Raw genomic sequence first — 23,197 nt, forward strand, 5'->3', positions numbered from 1 at the left:
ATGTTCTCGCGCGTAACAAGCAGCTTGATCGGGTCCGCGAACGCGCCTGAAAATTGAATGTGCTCGGCGTACGGCCGCCGCGATGGGTTCGGCGAGCTGCGCCTCGCGCTCGGTGAGCTTCAACAGGATGATTCGCACTCCGTCGAGAGCCAGCAAATCAAAGGCCCAGAGACACAGCGGAGCATCCGTGGCCCGGTGATCCATCAGGGTCCGGAAACACGGCAGACCATCTTCGCCGCAGGCGACCAGCTCGCCGTCCATAACCGCCGACCGAGCCGGGATCATCCCGATGATCGGCTTTAACGCGCGGAACCGCTTGGTGTGCTCGGCGCCGGTGCGGCTGTAGATCGTCGCTTCGCCATCGTCGACGTGGACCTGGGCCCGCCAGCCGTCGAACTTGACCTCGCGAATCCAATCGTCGCCGACCTCATTCGTGGCATATACGCACATCAAGTCCTGGCGATGTACGAAAACCAGCCACGGAGACATTAGTCCAACGCGAACGAGTCGCGCTGGAATGACAGAGCGCAAGCACACTCGGGGGCTTTGCTCATGAGACCGCCTGTGCAGCCATTATCATTGAAGGACGATCTCCCGGGGGCTGCCCAAAGGCGCGGTATCAAGAAGGACAAGCATGCGAAGCTCGTCGAGCGGAAGAATGCCCTCGGGTTTCCATTCCTTTCCATCTGTGCCGGCGTACGGCGGGAGCTCCACCATTGAGCTCACCTCCGCGTCGCCAGCCCATCGATATAAGACGAAACTTATCTTCTCGTAAGCCGATGGTCCCGCGAGTAACGTGAACGAGTTGCCGTCGACCGCCATATCCCGGATGCCCCTCCCGCCAAGATCAAGCAAAAATAGCTTCGCGTCTGCGCGCGGCAGTCCGCCAAATAGATCATCCAGGGCTACAGAAACGATTGCCGCTTTACCCTCGATGACTGGACTTCTGAGACCGACGAACGCGCGTCTGTCTTTGACGGCCAGCCCTTCGATTGTGAGTCCATTCTCGCTCAAGGGCGTATCGATGAAGGGCGCGATGGCCGGAAACGTCTTCAATACACTCTTCAGTGCCTCAGTGCCGGTCACCATGTATGGCGCCGTGGCTCCGATCCGGAACAGCCGGCTGGAGGCGGCTATCCTGGCCTCGATCTCTGGCTTGTCGGCAACGGCATCCAGGTTCTGAAGCCTATCACGCGGATGCCCGTGCGAACCGATGACATAGTAGAAGCCCTCCTCGTAGGCGACTGCTTCACCGTCGAGTTCCAGAGGTTCACCATTGAAGGTGTCGGTGATCAGCTGGATCCTATCGCCAGCGACGAGTTCGCCATCATTCACGACCACGAGCTGCGCGGCTTGGGCCTCGTCATCGATGACCAGCCCATTGCGCGGAAAGCCGTCCGCGCGATCGCAGGCGATACCGCTCATGTCTTTTGATTTCTGATATTCCCCTGGAGCCCTACGCTTCGCCTTGCCGAAAAGCTTGCCTGTGACGTTCCATTCCTTCTCGGATTTGATTTGCATCCGCCTCTCCACGGTCCATCATTGGTCCTAATCAACTCGTCACGACCTAAGCACATGCTGAGGCTGAGGCGATGAGCAGGGGACGCATTATAATTGAACTCTAATGGCCGACGATGAAACGGGAATTGTTGCCTCCAGTGCGCTCGTTTGAAGCATTCGCGAAAGAAGAGCAATTCGTGCTCGCCCTTTTTTCGCGGCTCGCGACGATCAAGAATGTGCGCGTTGTCTATCCGCACCTCGCGTTGTGCGATGACCAAACTTGTCGCTATAGTGACGGCGACAAGCCGATGTATTCCGATGCCGTGCATCTTTCGCCGGTCGGCGTCGAGCAGCTTTACGGCATGTTAGGCGAAATTTTCTCCGGTGGGGTTCGGAAATCAATCGAATAGCTTGAGGCGGAGTGAGGCCGGTCGCAAACGGGGTACGCCCAACTTCGACTTCGCATACCAAGATCGAGGTAAGGTCTCTCGCGCGTTGTGCGCGTCTTGGCCTCGACGGCTTTCACCATGTCGGCATCTTTGACACTATCTAAATCGGCCTTTGCGGCTTTGTAGGCCGCTTCGGCGCGATCGTAGGCGCCCCGGTCGTGAGTTTCGGACGCCCCCGTTGCTCGCGTTGCCTTGAGGATCACGGACGACATCGCGCATGCCAAAGCCGCTGCAATTCCGCGGAAAGCTCACGTCAAAACGACATGGAAGCTGCCCAATATCTGGCGGCGAGTTTTGCGTTTCCAAGCGCGCAGGTTTTTTCGATCTCGCGGATCGATCGTAAAGATATGATACTGCTGCTGGAATCCTTTAAACATTAGCTCAGTATTCTGACATAAGGAAATCGAACAAGCGACATGGACGTCGATTGGCCCAACTCCCAGCAACGTATTGAAATATAAAGCGTCCGATCTCGGCGTTTTAGCCAAGGAGCGTTGTACAAACGAACAGGAAGACATGGGTCTAGGTAGGTCTTAATGGGAACCATCTGTACAGCGATTTCCTCTGATTTGCTTGTACTTGGCAGTTTTACCGCTTATTTGGGAGCAGAGGGTCGCGTGTTCGAATCATGTCGCCCCGACCAATCAATTCCGTGTGTTAGCTGAAGTCGCATTTTCATTCTGACTTCTCGGCAGCGGCGCCATTCTGACTTTTGGCCGCGCTACGTTCATCATTGCTTCCGCTTTCGACCCAAACACGCCGCTTCCGCGCGGCTGTCACGCGCTGGGTTTTTGTGCGCCGGGCTGCTTCTGGTGTTCGATGACCGGAGAGGGCCATCACGCCTTGTTCGGTCAGCTCGGCATCACCGAGTTCAGTCAGGCCGCCGTGCCGGCAAGCCGCAAGCGTGAGATCCATCGGCAAGCGAAGAGCAGTCGCGGTTCGCGCGGACGTGACCTCAATGGGTGCCAACGTTGCGAGTGATATTTGGAGCGTTGCTCGCGATTGTTCACCGCGATAACCAAACGTACAGCGAGTGCTGCGAACCTGATGTCGTTCTCTGTGTAGCTCTCTTGCGCTGCACGAGGTTGAGTTGCTCCGCACAAAGCAATAGGCTTCTATCGGAGCGTTGGCCAGCGACGGCCGTTTTGATGATTGCGGTCATAGGCCGTGTGCGGAAATTATACCGTGTTAAATTATGTTACCGCTAGAGCGATCGCCGAAGAGGCTCATCGCGCATTCAGCGCAGGCGACATAGAGGCTGTGCTAAGGACTTATACCGACGACTTCTATTTTAAACGCAACGCAGAGGACTTTGCCGAGCCACCGCTGATCCTCCACGGCAAGGAAGCGATGCGGTCCTTTCTTAAGGGACTGGTGGCGAAAGTGGAAAGCATGTCCGTGGTCGAGAGCTTTCAATTTCACTCTGGTATCGGACAGGCGAAGGCGTCTTACTATTTAAAGGATCGCGACACTGGCGATACGCATACATCCAGGCTTCGCCAGATCATGACCTTCCGAAACATGCAAATCGCGCGGATGGAGGTGTATCACGATAGGGCTTCGTTAAATGCGTTCCTTCGCATGGTCGAAGCGCCTAAGTCGTCGATTGCACGAAGCGATAAGACATCGTGCGTTTAATATTTTGGAAGCATGCTGATGCGCCCTTCGAGTGTTGCGAGATCGATGAACCGGTCGGCCTTTCTACGTAAATGAACGCATCGCAGTCTTCATTGGTGGTCGAACCTTTTGACTTGCGAGCTTTGGCGTAGCGCCCGTTCGGCGTTGTCAGGCCTCGTACGCACGTCGGGCATCTACGGCGTAGAGAGGCGGCGGTATCCCCAGTTGGGGGGCTTGCGCCGCAAGAAAAATGGTGGATGCCCAGGTCGCTCTCTCGGCGGAGCGCGTCGTCTAGTGGCGATGCGGGGAGGCGGATAATCAATCGGTCATGGCGGGAAATAGGTTCGTGTGCGGTGCAACTCCGGACTCGGGGAGAGCTCCTCGCGACGTGCGGGAACAGTCAGCAAGCGCCGTGCCCTAACGGCTCGGCGGTCCTAGCCGGGATTGGCACAAGACGAGGACGGCAAGCTGCGTGAGAGCTGATTGAACCAGTCGTTCGAGTATTATGCAATATGTCTAGAAGATTTGATCTGTATACGTTAATCTCGGAGTTGCGTTGCAAGAGACACTTCCTGCCCGGACGGCGATTTAATTCGCCGGAAACTACATAACCTTTCGCTTCCCCGGTCAGTGCACGAACGCCATTCATCTGATGGCGATTTAATTTTAAGTCGCTGACACAATGAATAATCAACCGTGGAGGTTATCTTGAAGCCACCCGAGGAAGATCCCCGAATTGAGCGCGAATTCTCTTCAGACCGGAATTGGTCCCTAGTCAGTGTCGTGGTGCTCTGGGTGCTTTACTTGTTCATTTTCTACGAGATGTGGGTCTGGGGGTTTTCAGATGAAATCATGCTCGCTCTCGCGATTTCCGGCGGCCTTGTGCTGCTGTTCAACACGGCCTCGATCGTTGCCCTGATCGCGCAGCTGAACTCGCGCCGAAAAGAAATCTACGGGCTGGATCTGTATTATCTCGACCTTCGAAAAAAGAAGCGCTGATCGTCCCAATTTCCGTCTCTGTCTTTCGGAGAGACGTGGTTCGAATTTGACTTCAAGAATCTGAGGTTCAAAGGCGGACGGACTACGCACTTCGATCAGTGCTAGGCGCTGGGCATGGATTGCCCGGCGCACTCGCTCATCGACTATTCGGTGTCGATGCCGAGTTCGCGCGCTGCGGAGGTCAGGCGGGTCTTTGCGCCGGCGTCGTTTGCAAAGGCCGCAAGGGCTTTCGTCAGTGCTGCTTTTGCAGCATCCTTCTCGCCAAGGGTCATGCGCGAACTCATAAGACGCAACCAGCCGTTCTCGTCGTTTGGAGAGGTTTCGAGCCGGGCTGCGAGCTTATCGACCATGCCGTGAATCATGTCGTTACGCTGAGAAGCGGCGTCCGCCGTGGCAGGCTCTGACGCTGAAGCGGACGGCGAATTGCTTGCCGCGATCTGTGCCGACTTTGCTTGCTCGAGGGCCTTTTTGATTTCCATATTGCCCGGATCGAGCTTCAGTGCTGTTTCGTAGGCTTTAGCCGCATCGTCTGGCTTATCCGTATTGAGGTAAGACCATCCGAGCGTTTTCCAACCGTTCACATCGTTCGGATCTTGTTCGAGCCTCGTCACCAGTTTCACGATCATCGTATCGACGTCGGGCAAGTCGACCGCGTTTGAAGCGGGCGATTGAGCAGCCGCCGATTCCGGATGTGCGTCTATCGCGTTCGCGTACGCGCGAAGAGAGTCCAACGCTTGCGAAGTATCCGAGCCATCGTCAGAGGCGAATGCTGAATGCGGTGCAGACGGCGTATCACTCAGGGCTGCTCCGGCGCCGGAAGAGCTCAACTCATTCTGAGCAACGCCTGCAAAACAAACGGCGGCGATCGCCGCGAGCGGAAGCAATACGAGACCGGATGAGGGAAAGCTTGTCGCGATCCACCGTCTGACGAGCGCCACTGCCGGCCGGTGACCGTGCAATTTAACGCGCAAGAGAAGTAGCGCCGTCGCCAGCAGCGTTGCGGCTGTTCCCGTGGCGACCATCATATAGTGCTGTGTCATGTCCCATCCTCGTGAAGTGCATTTTTTGCCGAGGAATGGGTCGCAAAATGAGGCATCAGCACAATGGTTTCGCGCGACAAAAGATGATGAACCACCGTGCCGAGGTTTCATCTTCATCGGCTTGATCGGAGTAGAACATACGGCGCTACTGCATCGGGATTTTCGTCTGCATGATCGGCGTGATCACGCCATTCACATGATACTTGTGGCAGGTGAGGCAGTCTTGGCGCACCTTTTGGGTGGCGTGACAGCTCTGGCAAAGGTCCTTGTTCACGGCCCCAAAATTGGAGGCAAAGTTATGCGGATTGCCCTGTTCGTAGCTCTTCAGGTAGGGGCGGGTCTTGTCGAGGCTGTGGCAGGTTAGACAGCCGCGATTTTGCATAACGCCGAGATGCGGCTCATGGATGAAAGTCGTAAAGCGTCCGAGTTTCGTCTCAGCCGATGACGGTGAGAAGTTGACGACGCGGCCTTTGCCTTGATTGTCGTCCACGCTGTGGCATTTCGTGCAGGACCCTTGAGCGTCTTTGCTCGTCAGGAAATCGAAGACGGCTGTTGCGGGGCTTCGGTCTCCCTTCGGCGCCTGTGGGCCGGTCAGGAAGAGCCATGAGTAGATGAATTTGTCCTTGTGGCCTGCCGGACGATAGAAAATCGCATAATCCTGCCGGTACCAACCGCCGTACTCGGCCCAGCTTTCCGGATCGATATTGCTTTCTATGCTGATCACGGGCGCGGTCTTCGCCGGAGACGCGGAGGCCGTGTCCGGCTGCGATGGAATTGCGCGCGGATCTGGCGCTCTGCCGCGGTCATTGCTGCGCGACTTCATTTCGCGAAGCTCTTCCTCGGTGGGGCGGAGGAGATCATCAGATTGGCTCGTCGCCTTGTCGCTGACTGCTTGAGAATTCTCCGCCGGGCGTGCGTCCTGCAAACCTGCTCTCATCGGTCCGGGCAGGCTGCCGGCGGCGCGTTTTTCCTTGCCGCCGTTCGACTTCGCGTTTGCGCCGTCGTCCTTTCCGACGGCTCCTTCGGCATCGGGTCCCGCAGCCTTCTTCTCCTGTCCCGCGGGCATGAGGCACTGACCGAGAACGCGCATGAGGCATGCGGGCGGATCGTATTTGGTGCCGCTGGCATTTTCACTCGGCGCCTCTTTCTCGTCAGTCTCGGTCGATGACTGAGGTTCGTCCGAAGTCGCCGGTGTGTCCGCGGCAGCGGGCTCCTCGGTGGTCGCCGCGCGCGAATTGCTCGGTTCGGGATCATTCGCGGCGGGTTGCGGATCGGAGGTCACAGGACCGCCGGTGATTTCCCTCGCGAGATTGGGCAGCCACTGCTGCTGGGCACCGACGACGACATCGCGCGGTATGCTCGCGGTCAGATCGGCAACGAGAGACGCACTCAGCTTTCCGCCGCTGCCGATATTGAGGTCGCCGAGGACGTCCGAAGCCTTGCCGGAGATCAGCGCATAAAGCAGGCGCTTGATCTCCCAGGTGAGATCCTTCACCGCCGTGATCTGGTCGTCGCTTGCATTGGTCAGATCCTGGAGGTTCAATTTGTCCACGGTCTTGATAAGTGCACGGCCCTTCTCGGTTCGGCTGATCATCACCTTCATAAATGGCGTCAGCCCGGCTTCGGATGCCTCCGGCCATTCGCCGATGGCGGCGTTGCGCTTCTTCAGAGTTTGCAGGTCGAGGCCAGGGAGCGCGAGGAAGGCGATACCTTTCGGGCCGGTCGCCCGCTCCTTGCCTGTGATCTGATCGAGATGGCAGCCGGTGCAGGTTTTCTCAAAAGGCGCGACCGCCATGATCCGCCTGTCCTTCTGGCTGTCGTGACAGGTCGAGCAGGAGTCCGGAATACGCTTTGCTGCATCCTTCTTCGCCACTTCTGGAAAGTGTTTATCGAAATGGCTCGCATGATCGTAGACGATCCGCGTGCGCCGATCGAACGGATAGTTTTCGAATTGCGGGTGATGGCCGTCGAAGCTATCGAACTTCACGACATGGCACGAGCGACACTGCTCGTTGGAGATCTTGCCCAGTTTGAAATTGGCGCCTTTGTGCTCCTGGTGGCAGGTTGCGCAAGTGAGACCGCGCGAGACGACATCGTGGGACGGGAAGGCGGCGTTTTGTGCGCGAGCCGATAACGGCTCGGGCGTAGTCGCGGCGATCTTGTTCAGCCGTTTGGTGCTGGCTAGCAGCACATCGGCCGAAGCGCCGTGTGGGAAAAAAGCCGTTGCCGCCATCTTGTGGCAGGTGATGCAGGCCTTGCTATCATCAATCGGGTTGCCGGCGACAAGGCCGTGAATCCAACTCAACTTGCCGTCGCCGCTTTTGCTATGACACGAAGAGCATTTTTCAATCGAAGCGTGAGCGCTCGTCAGCGGCCCGGGCATGAGGAACTGCGTGCCCTTCGAGAGAAAGAAGGCGGTGAACGTGGAGGCAGCCGTGACGAGCGCTACGAGCAGAGCGATGCGGTCGCGCCGAAAACTCGGAGGTTTCGGACTGTCGCCCTCGCGCGGCCAGAAAAAGCGCCACATCACAGAGCCCCCGACGCGTAGGAGTAGACGATCAGGACGTGCAGCACCGAGAGCACGAGCAGCCCGTAGGTGACGGGTACGTGTACAAATAGCCAAGCCCTGGTGAGCCCGAAATGGACGCGCGCGAAATCGAGCGCATCCTTTTCAGCTACCAGGTTCCAGATTCTGGACAATTTTTCCTGGCCCTGGGCGTCGACGTAGGGCGAGAGGTGGTTGATTTCGTCGATCAGCCGTTTGAGCGGGCGTTGCGAAGCGACCAGATGGGACGAGAAATTGCGCGGGCCCTCGAAAAAATCCTGCAAGTGGTTTGTGTAGAGATCGGTGATCCAGGCATCATAAGGTGCCGCGGGCAAGGCGATCGCGTCTGCCGACGGATCGGGCATTGCAACGACTGCTTTGACATCTCGCGCGAGTTCAGCGACGCGAAGGGGAATGCGATCATAGCCAACGCGCTCGTCGACGCGGCTTTTGGTCTTAAGCGACCAAGCCAGGTAGGTGCCGAAAAGGCCGCTCAGAGTTACGAGCACGAAGCCCGTCCACAACGCCCAATCGAAAGCCGAGTTCGGAAGGGCGAAATTCGAATGGGAAAGGAATGCCGCGACCAGCAGGTACCCTATGAGAATATGGAACGTCCGCCACCGCATGATGGATTTTGGCGGAAGCCTGCCCGTTTTGGTGGCGACATGAAAGAAGAGCTGCGAGCTCATTCCACCAGCCAGCAACCAGCCGTCGAGATAGCGTGGATCGCGAAGTGCATCGGTGTAGATCTGGACAAGCCAGAATAGGCCGCCGGAGACGGCCACGATCAGTATCGCAGTGATTGTCTGGCCGCTGACTCCTCGCGTCGAGCCCGGAGAGCGTGCTCCCATCGAACCGCTGGCCGCGCGCCGCGCCACCCATTTCACGGCGGCCCGCCAAAATCATTCATCGTCGTTCCCCCATCGTGCGTGTCAGACAGCTTCAGTTGACATCGCGCCGAGATTAATTGATTGCACTCGGTGGCCTCACCTTCCCGACGTACTTCTCCGGCCCAGGAATAAGGGCATCGAGCCCGGCCATCGTGCTGCCGTCGTATTTTTCGGTGAGGCTTGTGAGCAGCTTCGAAACACTGTCGGCAGCAGCGGTCAGCAGGCGCTCATTGTTGAGCTTCAGCGATGCCGAATGGGCATATTCGATCAACTTGGCGATTTCCGGCACTTTCGGCGCAGCTTTCGCCGCAGCGGCAAGTTGCTTTCGTACCCGGTCGACCCGCTCGGCCATGAAGAACGCGTAAGGCTTTCTCACCGTCGCCTTTGCGACGGCGCGCAATGAAGTTTCGAGTTCAACGCCAAGGCCGACAAGATAGAGCATCCGCTTGCGCGTCGTGTTCGCGGCGGCGTTGTCCTTGCCTTTGGAATACCAAGTGTTGTGGCGCACCTCGCCCTGCGACCAGGACACCAGATCGAAGGCGCTACCGGCGCGATGGCCGCCTTTGTTCACGAGTTCTTCTTGCGGCACGACGTGGCAGCCGTAGCAGTTCTTCGCCAGCTGATAGATCGCGCTGGTCCTTATCATTCCTTTGGAATCGGCAAGTTTCCAGCGCGCCGCCGCCTCGGCTTTCGTCTCTGTCTTTGCGTTCTTGCCACTGTAGCTGCTGTGAACTTTGATCCAGTCTTTGCCGGCGCTGTGGCAAGATTCGCAGGAGATGCCTGCGACCGGCTCTTTGCCGTCGTCCTTCTGCTGCACCGTGAAATGACAGGTGACGCACAACCCTTCCGATTTGATGCGTCTCACTCCCATTTTGTCCGCGATTTTCTTCGCCTCGCCGTTGCGCGGAAGATCTCGAAACGTTTTGAAATGATGCGTTGTCTTCCAGGCTTCGGTCTCCTGCTTGTGACACTCGGCGCAGGCATTCGGCCCGACGACCTGGGCGGAATCGGATTGGGCCGCGCCGCACGCGGCAAAAAACATGATCAGCGAGCCGGAGAGAAAGCAGGCGAGGCGAGAGAGACGCCGTGTGCCGGAAAGCCAGGGACTGAAACGCAAACGATCTAAAACCACAGTGCTGTCGAGCCTTGCTTCGGCGAGCCTACGCGCTCGTATCGAGTGTGATCGCGAGGTCGCGGGAGCGATCGAAATCGGGATTGCGCAACGGGCGACCGAGGGGCACAGCAAGCCTTTTCATCGCCCGGGTCAGAACGCCTCCTTCGCTCGGGCCATCGGCGTTTGGTAGAAAAGGATCTGCATGGCAGGTCGCACCAACGTGCGCGGCGATGGATTTGACTGACTCGACCATTCCCGGCGCTCCGCAGGCGTAGAGAACATCCGTCGGCAATAGCCGCGGCAGATAGTCGGTCGGCCGGCCGGGCATGATGGCGTTCGGCAAAGCTTGCTGCGCGCTACAGACGGGCACGACAAGGACATTGGGAAAACGTGCGAGCTTCGCGAGGGCTTGACCCATATATAGAGACTCGAGAGTCCGGCCGCCGGCGATGATCATCATCCTTCGCTCCGGCCTTTCTCGCAAAGCGGCGACGGCGATGGACCAGATCGGTGCGAAGCCGGTATTGGTGGCGACGAGAATGAGGCGGCCTTCCAGATTGGGCCGCAAATGGGCCGAGCCGTACGGCCCTGTCAAAGTCACCCGGTGTCCCGGCGTGATGCGCTTGCCGAGCGATGAGGTAACGCGGCCGCCGTCCATGCGCCGGACATGAAACCAGATAGAGCCGTTGTCCGGATCGCCGCGCAGCGGATGAGTAATGCTGAAGGGACGGCGCGGATAGCCCTTGAAACACACCTGCGCATATTGCCCAGCATGATGCGGCAGCGCGCGATCCGTCTTGATGCCGACCTCGATCACCTCGGACGACAGGGGACGCAGCGAACTCAACACGCCTTCGACGGCTCTAATATTTGTCTGGCGGTTGCTCTCCAGGACCGCGTCACTGGCGATGCGGCACTGGCACGCATGAACTATGCCGGGCTCGGAGCCTTCTCCGCCCTCGACGTCGCCGGAAACCAGCCGAATGCAGCATGTGCCGCAGTGTCCGGCGCGGCAATCGTAAGGCAGGTCGATGCCGTTATTCAGAGCTGCGTCGAGCAGCAACTCACCTGGGCGTGCCTCAAAGCTTTTTCCATCGATCGTAATGTTATGGCTTCTTGCCATCACCTGCCCTGCAATTCGTGCCGTTTCAAGGAATTCGGAATTGGGAGCTATCCAGCTATTATGGTTAGACAATGACCCGCGGCGGATCGAATAAAATGAAACATGGATTGAAGACGAATTATTCCGGTCAATAACTCGAATTATGCATTAGGAGCCATGCTCGCGGCTTTACCCGTTTTGCTCTGCGGAACAACAATTGTCTGACGTGAAAGCGGCTGCTGTTTCATAGGCTTGCGTCCGGCGGTCATAATCATTTAGAAGAGCATAATTCTTTTTATATTCATATCGAGTGGAATGGAATTGTTTTTTCTATTCCGAATTAACCATATTCAATTTCGCGCGTTATCAAATCCGGCCATATCGCTGCCCCGTTTTCCATATTGATCTGTTTTCGACGGGGGATCGCATAAATCAGACTGCATTTCGCGCGATCATGCAATTTTGAGTTCTGCCCAGGGGTATGGGCAGTCTGGACTGGGGGCGATGGTACAAGTTTCGCGTGTTTCACTGCTTGCCTGCGCATGGGCAGGCACGATGCTGGTCTGCGTAATGTTCTCTCGGCAAGATGCCGTCGCAGGATCTCGCGCTTTAGGCGAGGCACCAAGTCAAACTCAACAGAGCCGTTCCGTACTGAAACTCGCGCAGAATGGCGAAGCTGCCGGCGGAGGCCAGGCCGCCAAAGGGACGAGCATCGAGATCGTAAAGTCAAAGTCCGATCCGCATAGCGGCCAGGGCGTCGACGAGTCTCTATATCCCACTGCCGCGCAATGCGGCGCATGTCACAAGCAAATTTATGAAGAGTGGTCGTCGTCGCAGCATGCCTATGCGTCGATATCTCCGATGTTCCACAAGTTCGAGCAGAAGTTCCAATCGCTCACTCAAGGAACGGTCGGCACTTTTTGCGTTCGATGCCATCAACAGGTCGGCACGCAGCTCGGCGAAGCCCGCGAAGCGCCACTCTGGGAGCGCAGTCAGATCTCGCGTGAGGGCGTAACCTGCATCACCTGTCACCGGGTCAAGGAACAGTACGGCAAGGTCAACGGTGAGCGCCGGATCGAGCCCGGAAAAATCTACGAGCCTGTCTACGGCAGCGGCGAAAAGAGCGTCATCAAAGACGTTCTCGCCAACAAGGATACTTACTCGGTCAAAACGGGTGCCGACGGGCGCGGCAACGACATTCACGCGGGCATGATCACCAACGATCAGATCACCAAGTCTGAGTTCTGCGTCAGCTGCCACCAGGTCGCAGTCAACCTCGGCATCAAGTTGGAAATCGTCTGGGATCAATATCGCGACAGCCCGGCACGCAAAGCGGGCGTCAGCTGTCAGGATTGCCACATGGGCAAAACTCCGGGGAAGCCGGATGGCTATGCGACCGCGCCCTCTGCGATCGTCGGCGGCAAAGAGGTCAACCCCGGTCGCAAGCACGCAAACCACCGGTTTATCGGTCCGGGTTATTCTATCGCGCACCCTGGAATCTTTCCGCACAACACGAAGGCGCAGACCACGAGTATCAAGGACTGGCTGGAGTTCGACTGGCGCGCCGGCTGGGGTAGCCGCAAGTTCGAAGACAAGGTTGCGGCTGGAAAGATCAGGGTCAATTTTCCAAAGCGATGGGCCGATGCGAGCGATCGGGAAGATGCGCGTGAGATCATCGATGAAAATCTGAAGAAGCTCGACGAGCGTGACAAGCTCAGGCGCGAGGTGATGGAGAACAGCAGCAAGGTCGACGGTCCCTACATCCAAGGCACGCCGCGGACCGGCGCAGAGCTGGCGTTCTCTTACAAGATCAAGAACATCAATACGGGGCATAATCTGCCGTCCGGCTCGCTCGGCGCGCAACCGCAGCTTTGGGTGAATGTCGCCCTCGTCGATCCCGATGGGAAGAACATCTGGGAGTCGGGTTACGTCGACAGCAACGGGGACATGGCCGATCTACATAGCCTCGACGTTGCGGCCGGCCGCATCGACACGGATCAAATGCTGGTCAATTTTCAAACCAAGTTCCTGACGACCAATATCAAGGGCACGGACCGGGAGATGTACCTGCCGGTAAACTTCGACATCGATCAGCTGCCGCATCTTCGGCCGCCGCAAATCCCGACTACGGTTCTCAACCATCCGCCGCTCGTGCGCATGGAGAACCATTCAATGGCGCCGCTGGGGGAGAAGGTGGCCAAATATTCAGTGCCGGGAAAATTGATCAAGAAGTCTGGCAAATATCGCCTTGCCTTCCGCATGCGTAGCCGTGCCGAGCCTATCTATTTCATGCGCTTCGTCGGTGCCACCAAGGCCATGGAGCAGAGCATGAATGAGCGGATCATGAACTTCCATGACTTCGCCGTCGATGTCGACGTGAAAGGATAAAAATCAAAGAGCCGAGTGTTTCGGATTTGGTCCCGCCATGGGTCCAAAATAGCGGGTCCGAAGCCTCTCTGAAGTCTCCTGAAACTCGAACGCACGAGCCAGGGGCATGAAGTGGGAGCTTCCATATGACTTGCGATGCGAAGGGCAACCTTCGATACCGAACGAGTGTGACGACTGCTGCAATTGTTCTGATGGCCGGAAGCTATCTGACGATGTCCGGCACGACCGCAAAAACTGAACCCCGTGAAAGTGGCGCCGAGGCCGGCAAAGACGATAGCTGGATTACGACTTTGTCCAGTGAGTCTCCCGCCGCTTCCCAGTCCGTGGGGAAACGCGAAAACGAGACTGTCGTTCCGAAGCAGTACCTCGGAGCGAATGTCGACGACGCCGACAAATCGAACGCGGCGGCAGAAGACGGCAAGAAAGCCAAAGCTCGCAAGAAAGAAAAGTCGACCGAGAGCGCCTTCCGCTCCGATCCGCAGTACGCACACGCCTACGACGCCGATGAACAAGCCGACATATATGGCGGGAAAACCGCTGTCGAGCCGCCGCGTCCGCTGCTCGAAATTGGTCGCGAGCAATACACTTCGGGAATTTACGATGAGAGCAGCACGGTCCTCGGGAAGTTGAACCCGCTGCTTCCGGGACTCTCCGTCTACGGGGATTGGAGGACAGCGATCGCCTACAATCGCAATAACGGCAAGGATATCGCGCAGGTCGCGACCCGGTTGAATCTCGACGTCGATTTCAAGATTACCGCAACAGAACGCATACATGCCTTCTTCACGCCGTTTCAGGACGGCAACGCAAAATTCACTCGCTTCGAGTTCGGCGGCAGTGATGGTGACGGTAAGTTCAGAGATGAGCTCGATTTCACTCCGCAGATATTGTACTTCGAGGGTGACGCGGGCTCGATTTATTCCGGCATGACCGGACAGCATGCCGCGTTCGACCTGCCCTTCACCGTCGGTCTTTTCCCGCTGTTCCTGCAGAACGGGATCTGGGCGAACGACGCGATCCTCGGCGGTGCGGTGACGCTGCCGGCGCGGAATTCGGCGGCGCTTGGTCTCTCCAACTTCGACGTTACGTTCTTCGCCGGCTTCGACAACATCGACAACGCGAGCTTCGTCAAAGCGAACGGAAAGGTGGACAACAACAACGCCAACCTCTTCGGCGTCACGACCTTCGCCGACGCTTTCAACGGCTATGTCGAAGCGGGTTATGGCTTTCTACAAGGCACCGGCGTTCAGGCCGGCGTCGAGCAACACTTCCTGACGGCCGCGTATACCCGGCGCTATGCCAACACGATCTCAAACTCGACCCGGTTGTTCGCGAACTTCGGGGAGGATGGCCGCGGAAATGGCGACGGCGTTGCTTTGATCTCAGAGAACAGCTTGATCACATCTTTGCCGAGCACGCTTCTTCCCTATGCGAACTTCTTTATCGGGGCTGGGAATCCCGAGCCCCTTGTCGATGGCAACAACGCGGGCATACTGAAGAACGTCGGCATCAACTTCGAGACCGACGCCCTGACGGGCTACCCGAAACTCGACGACACCGCCTCCAATACCTTCGGCGGCGCGCTTGGCGTGCAGTATCTCTTCAATCTGGATCAGCAGCTCGTCTTCGAGGTGGCGACAGTGCAGCCCTTCGAGAATGACAATATAGGTCCCAAGGGCGCACAGTACGGCTTCGGTGCCCGCTATCAGATCCCGCTCACCCGGTCGTGGCTGTTCCGCGCCGATGCGACCTATCAGATCCAAGAAGGCGCAGAAGATAATTTCGGGTTCCGTACGGAGCTGCGCAGCAAGTTTTGAGCGACGCCCAAAAGCTTTCGCCGTCGGCGACGACGGCGAAAGCTGTTCGGATTGTTGCTGAACTGGAGGCCGGAACGTCTGACGTCTTATCTCGGCCGGGCGATAGCGTCGATCTCGATGTCGACGTCATCGTCGACCATCGCTTGGTAGTTCGTCATGTTGAATGCGCTACGCTGAATGCGTGTCTTGGCGATAAATCTGCGTGCGCCGGCGTCGTACTTGAGTGCGGGATCGTCGTGTGACTCGATGCTGACTTGGAGTGTCACCGGCTTGGTGATGCCGTTGACCGTGATCTCGCCCAAAACCTCCGCGGCGGTTTGGGAGCCTGTTCGGACGCCGACGCTCTTGAAGGCGATGACGGGCGAGCGCTCGACGTTGAAAAAATCTGCGCCTCTCAACTCGTTGTCGATGAAGTCTTCGCCGGTCGTGAGGCTCGCAGCAGAGATCGAGGCGCTGACCTTGCTCTTTCCGGGAGCGGCTTCGTCAAAGTCGAGCGTACCGCTAACCTTTGTGAAGCGGCCGCGTTGCGTCGCGTAAGCCATCTTATAAGCGAAGCGAACCTCGGTTCGGCGCTGGTCGAATTCAAAGCGTCGAGCGTGGGCGGCCGATGCGCCGGCGACTGTCAGCTCTGCGGCAAGCAGTGAGAGACATGCCATTCGCAATGAGGACGGCGCTTTGAGCGACGACGCACACTTTGAACGTTCGCGGTCCCCCGATACGTCTTGGATTTCAGCATTGCTTCGGCGGCGTTCATTGCCGCGACGCGGGTTTTTCATTGAGTGGCCTTTCGCTGTTTGTATTCTGGGAGAAGCGTGTGGTGCGCTTTGCGCGTTCCCCAATCCCATTCGTATGAATTAAGGTTTCAACGACTTCAGAAATGCCGTCTCTGCCGGTGATTGCGGCTCTGAAAATAATCCAGGCAATGGCCAACAAAACGATGGGGTACAGAAACACGACAATCAATTCGATAATCGTAGTCGCCATCGCGCTTTCTTCCGGTCTCGTACGCGGCGCGGGACGGCGTCGTGAAGGCGCCGAGAGTCAATATCAGCCGCAGTTGGCCCAATTATCCCAAACGGCGAATCCAATATTATGAGGTGCGCCAATCCCGTCCTTCGATTTCCCCGATTGGACAATTCGATTGTGAAAAGGCGAAAATGGGTTCGAGAAATACTCATTTTCTTTGAATCGAGGCTTCAATAGCCGCTATTGCCGGAGTGTAAATGCCGAATTCATTGGGCTAGCAGAATGAATCTGGGCCGCGACAGGTGTGAAAGCGGGCGGCGATCACATTTCATGTCATGATTTCCGCGGCGCTTCGCACGGATCACGCTTCTTGCGTGAGATACCGCTTCTTCGCTGCCAAGCGAATGCGTGCTGAACGTAGCCGTGCAGTGACGGACGACTCCAACTTCGCAAATCGGGAGTTTTTTTCGTCGGAAGATATCGGCCAGAGCTGGCCACCATCGTATCCGCAGGCGATGCGCCCGAGAGCGCCACGCATCATATCTGTTTCAAGATCGATGACGAGTTGCTCGACCTCGACCGGATCTGTGATCCCACGGCCGCGGGCGAGCAGCGACGCAAGCTGACGCTTATCAATCGAAGGTAAACTGGCCCAAAATCCGCGGGTCAGCTCGCTGGCCAGGTGGTTGTCGGGATGGCCGGAATATTCAGGAGCGCGGCCCACTTGATAGAGGTGCGGCACGGCTTCCCATGGAGCTCGCTCGCGGGGTGCGGCGGCGAGCGCGTCCTTCGCCTCTTGCGCGACGTAGAAGCGATTTAGCGTGTCGAAAAGGGTGAACACGTAACCTTGCGCCAGGAGATTGGCCTCCCATTCGAGCCAGGAAGGTGCGCCACTTGCGGGCGACACCGCCTCGGCTACGATCACCTTGGGACGAAAGCGGTTCCAATCATTGCCCGCCAGAACGTTGGCCTCGGCGCCTTCGACGTCGATCTTGAGGAAGTCGATCTCTGTGACGCCGTAGCGCTCGCATAACTGGGCGAGAGTTACGACCGGCATCGACACGGTGCGATGGATCGCGCCAAATTTTGCTGCAGCTTCCGCGTGAGATTTTACCGTAGTGGAGAGGGCGTGCAGCCGGTTCACGACGTAGAAATCCATTACGCCGCTGTGGTCGCCAACGAGAGCCTCCAGTACAGCGTCCCGGGGGCGGATCTGACCGTACAGCGCAGCAAGATGCGGCTGAGGCTCAACGCAGATGCCTTGCCATCCGCGCTCATAAAACCAGAACGAAACGCTGTCTGCGATGGGGTGTCCTGCACCGATGTCGATATAAAATCCGGAAGTCCTGTGCCCTAGCGCCTGCCAAAGATGGTGATCCTCCATGTTTTGAGCATAAGTCAGTTCCATTGGTCCCCCGGTGCGCGCCGCGGTTGGGCTCACCAATCGAATGGCGGCCGGCCGGCGGCGGCTTAGCTTTTGGAAGGCATCATGCACCTTTGCTTCGTCAGCACCAGCTTCGCTCGTCGAACGCGAGCATTCTGCAACCACGCGGGCGGGTGCGGGCGCAATGTTGCGCCGCCCGAATGCCCGCGACGCGGGACCAGCCGGCCTATGCCGTGCGCGGATTAAATCATCCAGTTCGAGACGTCTTGTCGGAGTTTTCGAGAACTTCCGTCAACGAACGGCCGATAGAACGGTCGTTCGATCGTTATCAAAGGTCGACCGGGTCGCTTAGGGCGTCCAAAGGGATGCTCGTTTTTGATGTCGCGGAATCCGTGAAGATTAATTGATTTTTGGAGGCACATTTCATGACGATCATCAGCAAGCATACGGTGTTGGCGATATTAGTCGCCGTTGCACTGCTTGGCGTCTCACCGGTGTACGCGCAGTCCGTTGAGCAGCAGGAGAAGAACCAGATGAATAATTCGGCGGCTCCTGATGTGCTGCCGGATTCATCGCAGACAGGGCCCAGTCAGTCGATTCCCCAACAGGAAAAGAACCAGATGAACAATTCGGCGGCTCCTGATGTGCTGCCGGATTCGTCGCAGACGGGTCCTAGTCAGTCGATCACCACTCAGGAAAAGAACCAGATCAAATAAGCGGCCATTTGATGAGCGGGCATCTGAGACCCTGAACCGCGACGGCTTTCTTCCGGTCCTTTTTTCCGCTCCGGGGGCTCCTGGAGCGGCAGGATGTCGTCGTCCGAAATTGGGGTCGAAAAGCTCAATTCAAAATGCTAAACGGCACATCTGACGTTTGCCAGCCGTTGACCATCCAGGGTGGGTTCGGCAGGTAAGTGTCAGTCTGGGCCTTTCTCACGTGTTCGTTCGAGGTTGCCCCGGTCAATCGTCGATTTCAATGCGGAGCCACCATGACGGCACGAATCTTCAAACCCGCCAAGACTGCCATGCAGTCCGGGGAAGCGCGCACGAAGGAGTGGGTGCTCGAGTTCGGACCGGCGAGCCCGCGCGATATCGATCCGCTGATGGGCTGGACGAGTTCTCGCGATATGCAATCGCAGGTACGGCTGGAGTTCGACACTAAGGAAGAGGCGATTGCGTATGCGACGCGCGCCGGGCTTGCCTATACGTTGACGGAGCCGAAACCGCGTAAGCCGATCCGCAAAGCCTACGCCGATAATTTCCGCTACGGCCGGACGACGAACTGGACGCACTGATCGTTGGCGCCGGCGACTCGCGTTCCGCGAGCCGGCCGCCGGCGCGGCCTTGTGGCGGGCGTCTGAGCTAATCAAATTTGGTGTTGCGGTATGGATGTTTGGCGCTGGCGACACCGCTAGGCGGAGCCGACAGCCAGCGCGGCCATGTGTGACGGGCTCTCGAACCAATCAACTTTGATGGCGCATGCAACCTGCCTTCGGTGAGCAGGCTGCACGCGCCAGCAGAGCTTCTAGCCAAATAGTGCGACGGTTTTCTGCACCGTGATCCAGATTCCCCAGCCGAGCGGGATCAGGACGAGGAGCCAGAACGGCACGGCCTTCACATCGATGCCGCCCTTGCCGATGCCGAACGAGCCTGAGGCTTTGGCGCCGCCCTTTTCGTGCAGTTTGGCGCGTTCTTCGGCGATTTCGGCGTCCGTCATGTTCCATTTCGGATTAACGGGACGCACGAGCAGGTTAGCGAGGAATCCAACGACCAACAGCCCCGCCAGCACGTAGAATATGGGTCCATAGATCTGATCGGCAGGAATGCCCTCCGCCTGCCGGGTGTCGTGCAGGTAGTTGACGATCACGGGGCCGACGATGCCGGCTGTCGACCACGCGGTGAGGATACGGCCGTGGATGGCGCCGACGAACTGAGTGCCGAACATGTCAGCGAGGTAGGCAGGTATCGTCGCAAAGCCGCCGCCGTACATCGATGCTATGATGCAGAAGCAGGCGACGAAGAGCGCCAGCGACTTCCATTCGGCCGCTTGCGTCGCGAGCGCGTAGAGCACCGCTCCGAGGACGAAGAAGATGAAGTAGGTCTGCTTCCGGCCGAGCGCGTCCGACGATGAAGCCCATGCAATCCGGCCGAAGATGTTGAAGAGCGAGATGAGGCCGACGAACCCGGCCGCGACGCCCGCGGCTTGTGCTGCGAGGGCGGCGTCCTTTTTGACATCGGCGAATGCAAGTTCGGGATGACCGATCAAGGCGCCGCCGAAGGTTTCCTGCAACATGGGAGAAGCGGCCCCGATGATGCCAATACCAGCCGAAACGTTGAGGCAGAGCGCCAGCCACAAAAGCCAGAACTGGGGCGTCTTGTGGGCGTTGGCGAGATGCACCTGGTTCGACGTTATCATTGCGTTCGTCGACGCCGGCGGGGTCCAGCCTTCCGGCTTCCATCCGGCCGGCGGCAGGCGATAGGCAAACGCTCCGATGAGCATGAACACGGCGTAGATCGCGGCCATGACGAGGAAGGTCTGCCAGACGCCAGGATCGCTTGCTGTCTTGAAGTGGCTCATGAGCAGCGTGGCCAGCGGCGAGCCGATCATCGCGCCGCCGCCGAAGCCCATGATGGCGAGGCCGGTTGCCATGCCGCGACGGTCGGGGAACCATTTGATCAGAGTCGATACCGGCGAGATGTAGCCCAGTCCGAGGCCGACGCCGCCGATGACGCCAGCGCCGAGCCACATGAGCCAAAGCTGATGCTGGTGGACGCCGAAGGCGGAAATGACGAGACCGCCGCACCAGCAGATTGCCGCGACGACGCCTGCTTTGCGCGGGCCCGCCCGTTCAAGCCACCCGCCCCAGATAGCGGCGGAGACGCCGAGCAGGACGAAGAAAAATGTGAACATCCAGCCGAGATCGAACTGGCTCCAATTGCAGTCAGTGGCGCTCAAAGCTTTGAGGGTGCCTGCCGCCTTCTCGCTGAAGGTGACCGCACCCGCGGAGCATTCAGGCAGAGGTTTGCCGTCGGCGCCTAGGAGCGCGGCTTGCAGCGGCTTCCAAAAAACGGAGAAGCCGTATGCCATGCCGATGCAGAGGTGGATCGCGAGAGCCGCTGGCGGGACGAGCCAGCGATTGAAGCCGGCCTTCGCGACGATACGTTCTCGATCAAGCAAACCGGGAGCGGACGCATCCGCCGGGCTCGTTACAGTCATCGTTGTTCCCCCCAAAATTTAGTGGCAGTTCGCGGCTGCTTTTTTCCGTCTTTTTTGCATGGGGGGCGCGACACAATCAACACGGGTCGCGTTCTATTGTGCACGTTGGGTGCTGAATCTTGTCCGTTATGACAGCGTTTTGCCGTGGCATTCATGGTGGCAGGCGGTGGGTCAAGGTGTGGTCAACATCGCGGCGCTCGTCAAAGGTCGTTGCGGATCAGAAAAAATTCGCTACAAAACGCGGAATTCGCCGCGGCGCGGGTGTAGCTCAATGGTAGAGCAGCAGCCTTCCAAGCTGAATACGTGGGTTCGATTCCCATCACCCGCTCCAACATCGCCAAAATTCTTCCATAAATTCAAAGGCGTATAAGTGCGCCGGCGTGTTTCGCTGGACGTCGCGCAAGTGACTACCAAGCTGTCGAAACGCGGAGTACAAGACTTTGGGTACGCCTAAGACTTGAGGCACGGCTTTCAGAGGGTGACATGGCCAAGTGGCGTCGTCGCAGTCAATCCGTCGGTTCGGCCGAGCGGCGTCCGGTTGCTCTCGACGTTTCCCGCTTCATGAAACTCTGCGCAATGCTCGCCTCTCCCAATGAAGGCGAGCGGGCGTCGGCGGCGTTGAAGGCTTCCGAAATGTTGCAGGCTGCCGACCTGACCTGGGAAGACGTTATCAAGGATTCGAAAGCACTCGCAGAGCATTTGACGCTCACAAAGAGCGACAACGAAGAAGCGCGCGCTCACCGCTTCTGGAAGACGAAAGGCTCGCCCGACCACGCACGCGCGCAATCCGACGCGACGTGATCGCGCCGGCTGCGGCCGGCCAGATTTTCTAATTCGTTCGTCGCTGCGATGTCGCCGATTGGTGCCGCGGTTTTTATCTCTCGACTTCGAATCCGCGGATCGCCCAGGCTGCGGCCAAGCCGAATAGCCAAAGCGCAATCGGCGGGGCGAAGAGCAATATTGGGACTTCGATGAAATCGCCTCTCGTGCTCAGGCTGCCTTGGACGCCTTCGAGTATAAGGTAGATCGTCCATCCCATGATCCATCCTGCCGAGATCAGCATCCAGACTCGAAACAGGCCGCGTCTCCAATTGACGGACACAGATTCGGCCTTGAAATCCGACGCGACCCGGCGAGGAATTCCAAAGTTCGGCATACCACCCTCCTGGTTTCGAAAGGACGAGCCAGCGGCTTTGTTCTTTCGAAGCAATCCGGCCCATTCAGGCGCCTGATGTTGTCATCATCTGAGACAGAACTCGGCCGCCCACGCGAGGCTAGCATGGCGATGAAAGGGGTGCACGCCCCTTCAGAAGCGAGGAGGTATGTGGCGGTAGGTGGTGCCCATGTCGCCACTCTCGCCCGACTCTTGGCCAATCAAGCCGGGCGATCAATTCGTCCGATCAACTCCTGGCCGGACCGCCGAAATAAGACGCATCAATCGGCGGCCGTTCGGATTTGCCTCGCTCTACGATTGCGGCGAGGTCTTCGACCATCCAGGTGAAAAGCTCGCGGCCCTGATTAACGTTCGCGAGGCTCGGTTTTCCCGTGACGCCGTTGAGACTCGTTCTGTTCACGGGGTGTGAAAAGACGAGACCGTCTGTGCGATCCGGATCATCCGAGCTTGCCATCAAATCGGGCCTTGCGATTTCGGGAGCTGCCGCGAGCATGAGCGACGTCTCGGCGGCGTTTGCGTGCCAGTCGTCACCGTCGGCAAAATGCGCGGCGCGCACCCGGTCGCTGACCGTCGCCGTGTTAATAAGCGCGATCATCATGTCGTCATGCTCGGCTCGAAGCATCTCGAGAGCGCATCTCAGCGGCGCGGCGTTCGTCACGTGACTGTTGACGATGAAGAGCCGCCGCACGCCGCTGTGATAGGCCCAGTCGCCGATCTCCTTCACGACATTGATCAGCGTTATCGGCTGAAGGGCAATCGTGCCGGGCCAGCGGCGACTATGACCGATGGAACAGCCGTAGGGCAGAACGGGGAGCATCGGAACGCTCGTTCGTTCTGCAACTTTCTGGCAGAGACGGTCCGCCAAAACGTAGTCCATGCCTGTGCCGAGATGCGGTCCGTGCTGCTCGGTCGCGCCTACGGGTAGAATTGCCGCGTGGCTGGCATTCGCCAAGTCGCCCGGCAATTCGGTCCAGGTTCTTTCCGCCCAATTCATCG

Annotated in this window: 20 protein-coding genes, 1 tRNA gene and 1 pseudogene; 9 read left to right on the forward strand and 13 right to left on the reverse strand. The window is 58.2% G+C overall.

The window, feature by feature from the left end; translation table 11 throughout:
- Positions 1 to 141: 141 nt before the first annotated feature.
- Both AC1DK3_RS17170 and AC1DK3_RS17175 read right to left on the reverse strand, forming a co-directional pair.
- Positions 142 to 489 (reverse strand): annotated as a pseudogene (locus tag AC1DK3_RS17170) (ATP-dependent DNA ligase); the annotation flags it as partial.
- 87 nt (positions 490 to 576) lie between these two features.
- The gene (locus AC1DK3_RS17175) at positions 577 to 1,521 is read right to left on the reverse strand and encodes a DUF3616 domain-containing protein (RefSeq protein ID WP_477193478.1); all 945 of its coding nucleotides are present in this window, start codon (positions 1,519 to 1,521) and stop codon (positions 577 to 579) included.
- A gap of 137 nt (positions 1,522 to 1,658) precedes the next feature.
- Here AC1DK3_RS17175 and AC1DK3_RS17180 point away from each other — a divergent pair, with 137 nt between their 5' ends.
- The 3 genes from AC1DK3_RS17180 to AC1DK3_RS17190 all read left to right on the forward strand — a co-directional run bounded on the left by AC1DK3_RS17180 (position 1,659) and on the right by AC1DK3_RS17190 (position 4,565).
- Positions 1,659 to 1,910: an SGNH hydrolase domain-containing protein gene (locus AC1DK3_RS17180; protein ID WP_477193479.1), complete on the forward strand. Its 252-nt coding sequence runs from the start codon at positions 1,659 to 1,661 to the stop codon at positions 1,908 to 1,910.
- 1,224 nt (positions 1,911 to 3,134) lie between these two features.
- On the forward strand, positions 3,135 to 3,587 hold the full coding sequence (locus AC1DK3_RS17185) for a nuclear transport factor 2 family protein (protein ID WP_477193480.1): 453 nt from the start codon (positions 3,135 to 3,137) through the stop codon (positions 3,585 to 3,587).
- A gap of 687 nt (positions 3,588 to 4,274) precedes the next feature.
- The gene (locus AC1DK3_RS17190; protein ID WP_477193481.1) at positions 4,275 to 4,565 is read left to right on the forward strand and encodes a hypothetical protein; all 291 of its coding nucleotides are present in this window, start codon (positions 4,275 to 4,277) and stop codon (positions 4,563 to 4,565) included.
- A 143-nt stretch (positions 4,566 to 4,708) separates the two neighbouring features.
- On the opposite strand, the gene AC1DK3_RS17195 is transcribed toward AC1DK3_RS17190, so the two are convergent.
- From AC1DK3_RS17195 to AC1DK3_RS17215, 5 genes are all read right to left on the reverse strand, one after another.
- Positions 4,709 to 5,605, reverse strand: coding sequence for a tetratricopeptide repeat protein (locus AC1DK3_RS17195; protein WP_477193482.1), 897 nt, complete (start codon positions 5,603 to 5,605; stop codon positions 4,709 to 4,711).
- A 145-nt stretch (positions 5,606 to 5,750) separates the two neighbouring features.
- On the reverse strand, positions 5,751 to 8,132 hold the full coding sequence (locus tag AC1DK3_RS17200) for a cytochrome c3 family protein (protein ID WP_477193483.1): 2,382 nt from the start codon (positions 8,130 to 8,132) through the stop codon (positions 5,751 to 5,753).
- Positions 8,132 to 9,037, reverse strand: a complete 906-nt coding sequence (locus AC1DK3_RS17205; RefSeq protein ID WP_477193484.1) for a hypothetical protein — start codon at positions 9,035 to 9,037, stop codon at positions 8,132 to 8,134. The genes AC1DK3_RS17200 and AC1DK3_RS17205 overlap by 1 nt, the downstream gene beginning before the upstream one ends.
- A 76-nt stretch (positions 9,038 to 9,113) precedes the next feature.
- Positions 9,114 to 10,172: a cytochrome c family protein gene (locus tag AC1DK3_RS17210; protein ID WP_477193485.1), complete on the reverse strand. Its 1,059-nt coding sequence runs from the start codon at positions 10,170 to 10,172 to the stop codon at positions 9,114 to 9,116.
- Between the two features lie 28 nt (positions 10,173 to 10,200).
- Positions 10,201 to 11,277, reverse strand: a complete 1,077-nt coding sequence (locus tag AC1DK3_RS17215) for a 2Fe-2S iron-sulfur cluster-binding protein (RefSeq protein ID WP_477193486.1) — start codon at positions 11,275 to 11,277, stop codon at positions 10,201 to 10,203.
- A gap of 483 nt (positions 11,278 to 11,760) precedes the next feature.
- On the opposite strand from AC1DK3_RS17215, the gene AC1DK3_RS17220 reads away from it, so the two are divergent.
- On the forward strand, positions 11,761 to 13,644 hold the full coding sequence (locus tag AC1DK3_RS17220; protein ID WP_477193487.1) for a multiheme c-type cytochrome: 1,884 nt from the start codon (positions 11,761 to 11,763) through the stop codon (positions 13,642 to 13,644).
- A 125-nt stretch (positions 13,645 to 13,769) separates the two neighbouring features.
- On the forward strand, positions 13,770 to 15,461 hold the full coding sequence (locus AC1DK3_RS17225; protein WP_477193488.1) for a hypothetical protein: 1,692 nt from the start codon (positions 13,770 to 13,772) through the stop codon (positions 15,459 to 15,461).
- Positions 15,462 to 15,547: 86 nt separating this feature from the next.
- Here the strand turns inward: AC1DK3_RS17225 and AC1DK3_RS17230 are convergent, their stop codons facing one another.
- The 3 genes from AC1DK3_RS17230 to AC1DK3_RS17240 all read right to left on the reverse strand — a co-directional run bounded on the left by AC1DK3_RS17230 (position 15,548) and on the right by AC1DK3_RS17240 (position 17,835).
- Positions 15,548 to 16,117 carry a YceI family protein gene (locus tag AC1DK3_RS17230; protein ID WP_477193489.1) on the reverse strand — a complete coding sequence of 190 codons (570 nt, stop codon included), beginning with the start codon at positions 16,115 to 16,117 and terminating at the stop codon, positions 15,548 to 15,550.
- Between the two features lie 94 nt (positions 16,118 to 16,211).
- Positions 16,212 to 16,445, reverse strand: coding sequence for a hypothetical protein (locus AC1DK3_RS17235; RefSeq protein WP_477193490.1), 234 nt, complete (start codon positions 16,443 to 16,445; stop codon positions 16,212 to 16,214).
- Between the two features lie 343 nt (positions 16,446 to 16,788).
- Complete coding sequence (locus tag AC1DK3_RS17240; RefSeq protein ID WP_477193491.1) at positions 16,789 to 17,835, reverse strand: FkbM family methyltransferase; 1,047 nt, start codon at positions 17,833 to 17,835, stop codon at positions 16,789 to 16,791.
- A gap of 401 nt (positions 17,836 to 18,236) precedes the next feature.
- Here AC1DK3_RS17240 and AC1DK3_RS17245 point away from each other — a divergent pair, with 401 nt between their 5' ends.
- Complete coding sequence (locus tag AC1DK3_RS17245; protein WP_477193492.1) at positions 18,237 to 18,527, forward strand: hypothetical protein; 291 nt, start codon at positions 18,237 to 18,239, stop codon at positions 18,525 to 18,527.
- Positions 18,528 to 18,799: 272 nt separating this feature from the next.
- Positions 18,800 to 19,105 carry an ETC complex I subunit gene (locus tag AC1DK3_RS17250; protein ID WP_339083891.1) on the forward strand — a complete coding sequence of 102 codons (306 nt, stop codon included), beginning with the start codon at positions 18,800 to 18,802 and terminating at the stop codon, positions 19,103 to 19,105.
- 230 nt (positions 19,106 to 19,335) lie between these two features.
- Here AC1DK3_RS17250 and AC1DK3_RS17255 read toward each other — a convergent pair whose 3' ends face one another.
- Entirely contained in the window at positions 19,336 to 21,027 is a 1,692-nt protein-coding gene (locus AC1DK3_RS17255) for an L-lactate MFS transporter (RefSeq protein WP_477193493.1), read from the reverse strand.
- Positions 21,028 to 21,284: 257 nt separating this feature from the next.
- Between AC1DK3_RS17255 and AC1DK3_RS17260 the strand changes: the two genes are divergently transcribed.
- Together AC1DK3_RS17260 and AC1DK3_RS17265 are read left to right on the forward strand one after the other, a co-directional pair.
- A tRNA-Gly gene (locus AC1DK3_RS17260) sits at positions 21,285 to 21,358 on the forward strand.
- 152 nt (positions 21,359 to 21,510) lie between these two features.
- On the forward strand, positions 21,511 to 21,828 hold the full coding sequence (locus AC1DK3_RS17265; RefSeq protein ID WP_477193494.1) for a hypothetical protein: 318 nt from the start codon (positions 21,511 to 21,513) through the stop codon (positions 21,826 to 21,828).
- Positions 21,829 to 21,901: 73 nt separating this feature from the next.
- On the opposite strand, the gene AC1DK3_RS17270 is transcribed toward AC1DK3_RS17265, so the two are convergent.
- Together AC1DK3_RS17270 and AC1DK3_RS17275 are read right to left on the reverse strand one after the other, a co-directional pair.
- Positions 21,902 to 22,183: a hypothetical protein gene (locus AC1DK3_RS17270; RefSeq protein ID WP_092869337.1), complete on the reverse strand. Its 282-nt coding sequence runs from the start codon at positions 22,181 to 22,183 to the stop codon at positions 21,902 to 21,904.
- A gap of 244 nt (positions 22,184 to 22,427) precedes the next feature.
- The gene (locus AC1DK3_RS17275) at positions 22,428 to 23,195 is read right to left on the reverse strand and encodes a creatininase family protein (protein ID WP_477193495.1); all 768 of its coding nucleotides are present in this window, start codon (positions 23,193 to 23,195) and stop codon (positions 22,428 to 22,430) included.
- Between the last annotated feature and the right edge of the window lie 2 nt (positions 23,196 to 23,197).

This window comes from Hyphomicrobium sp. 01T421 (assembly GCF_056398805.1).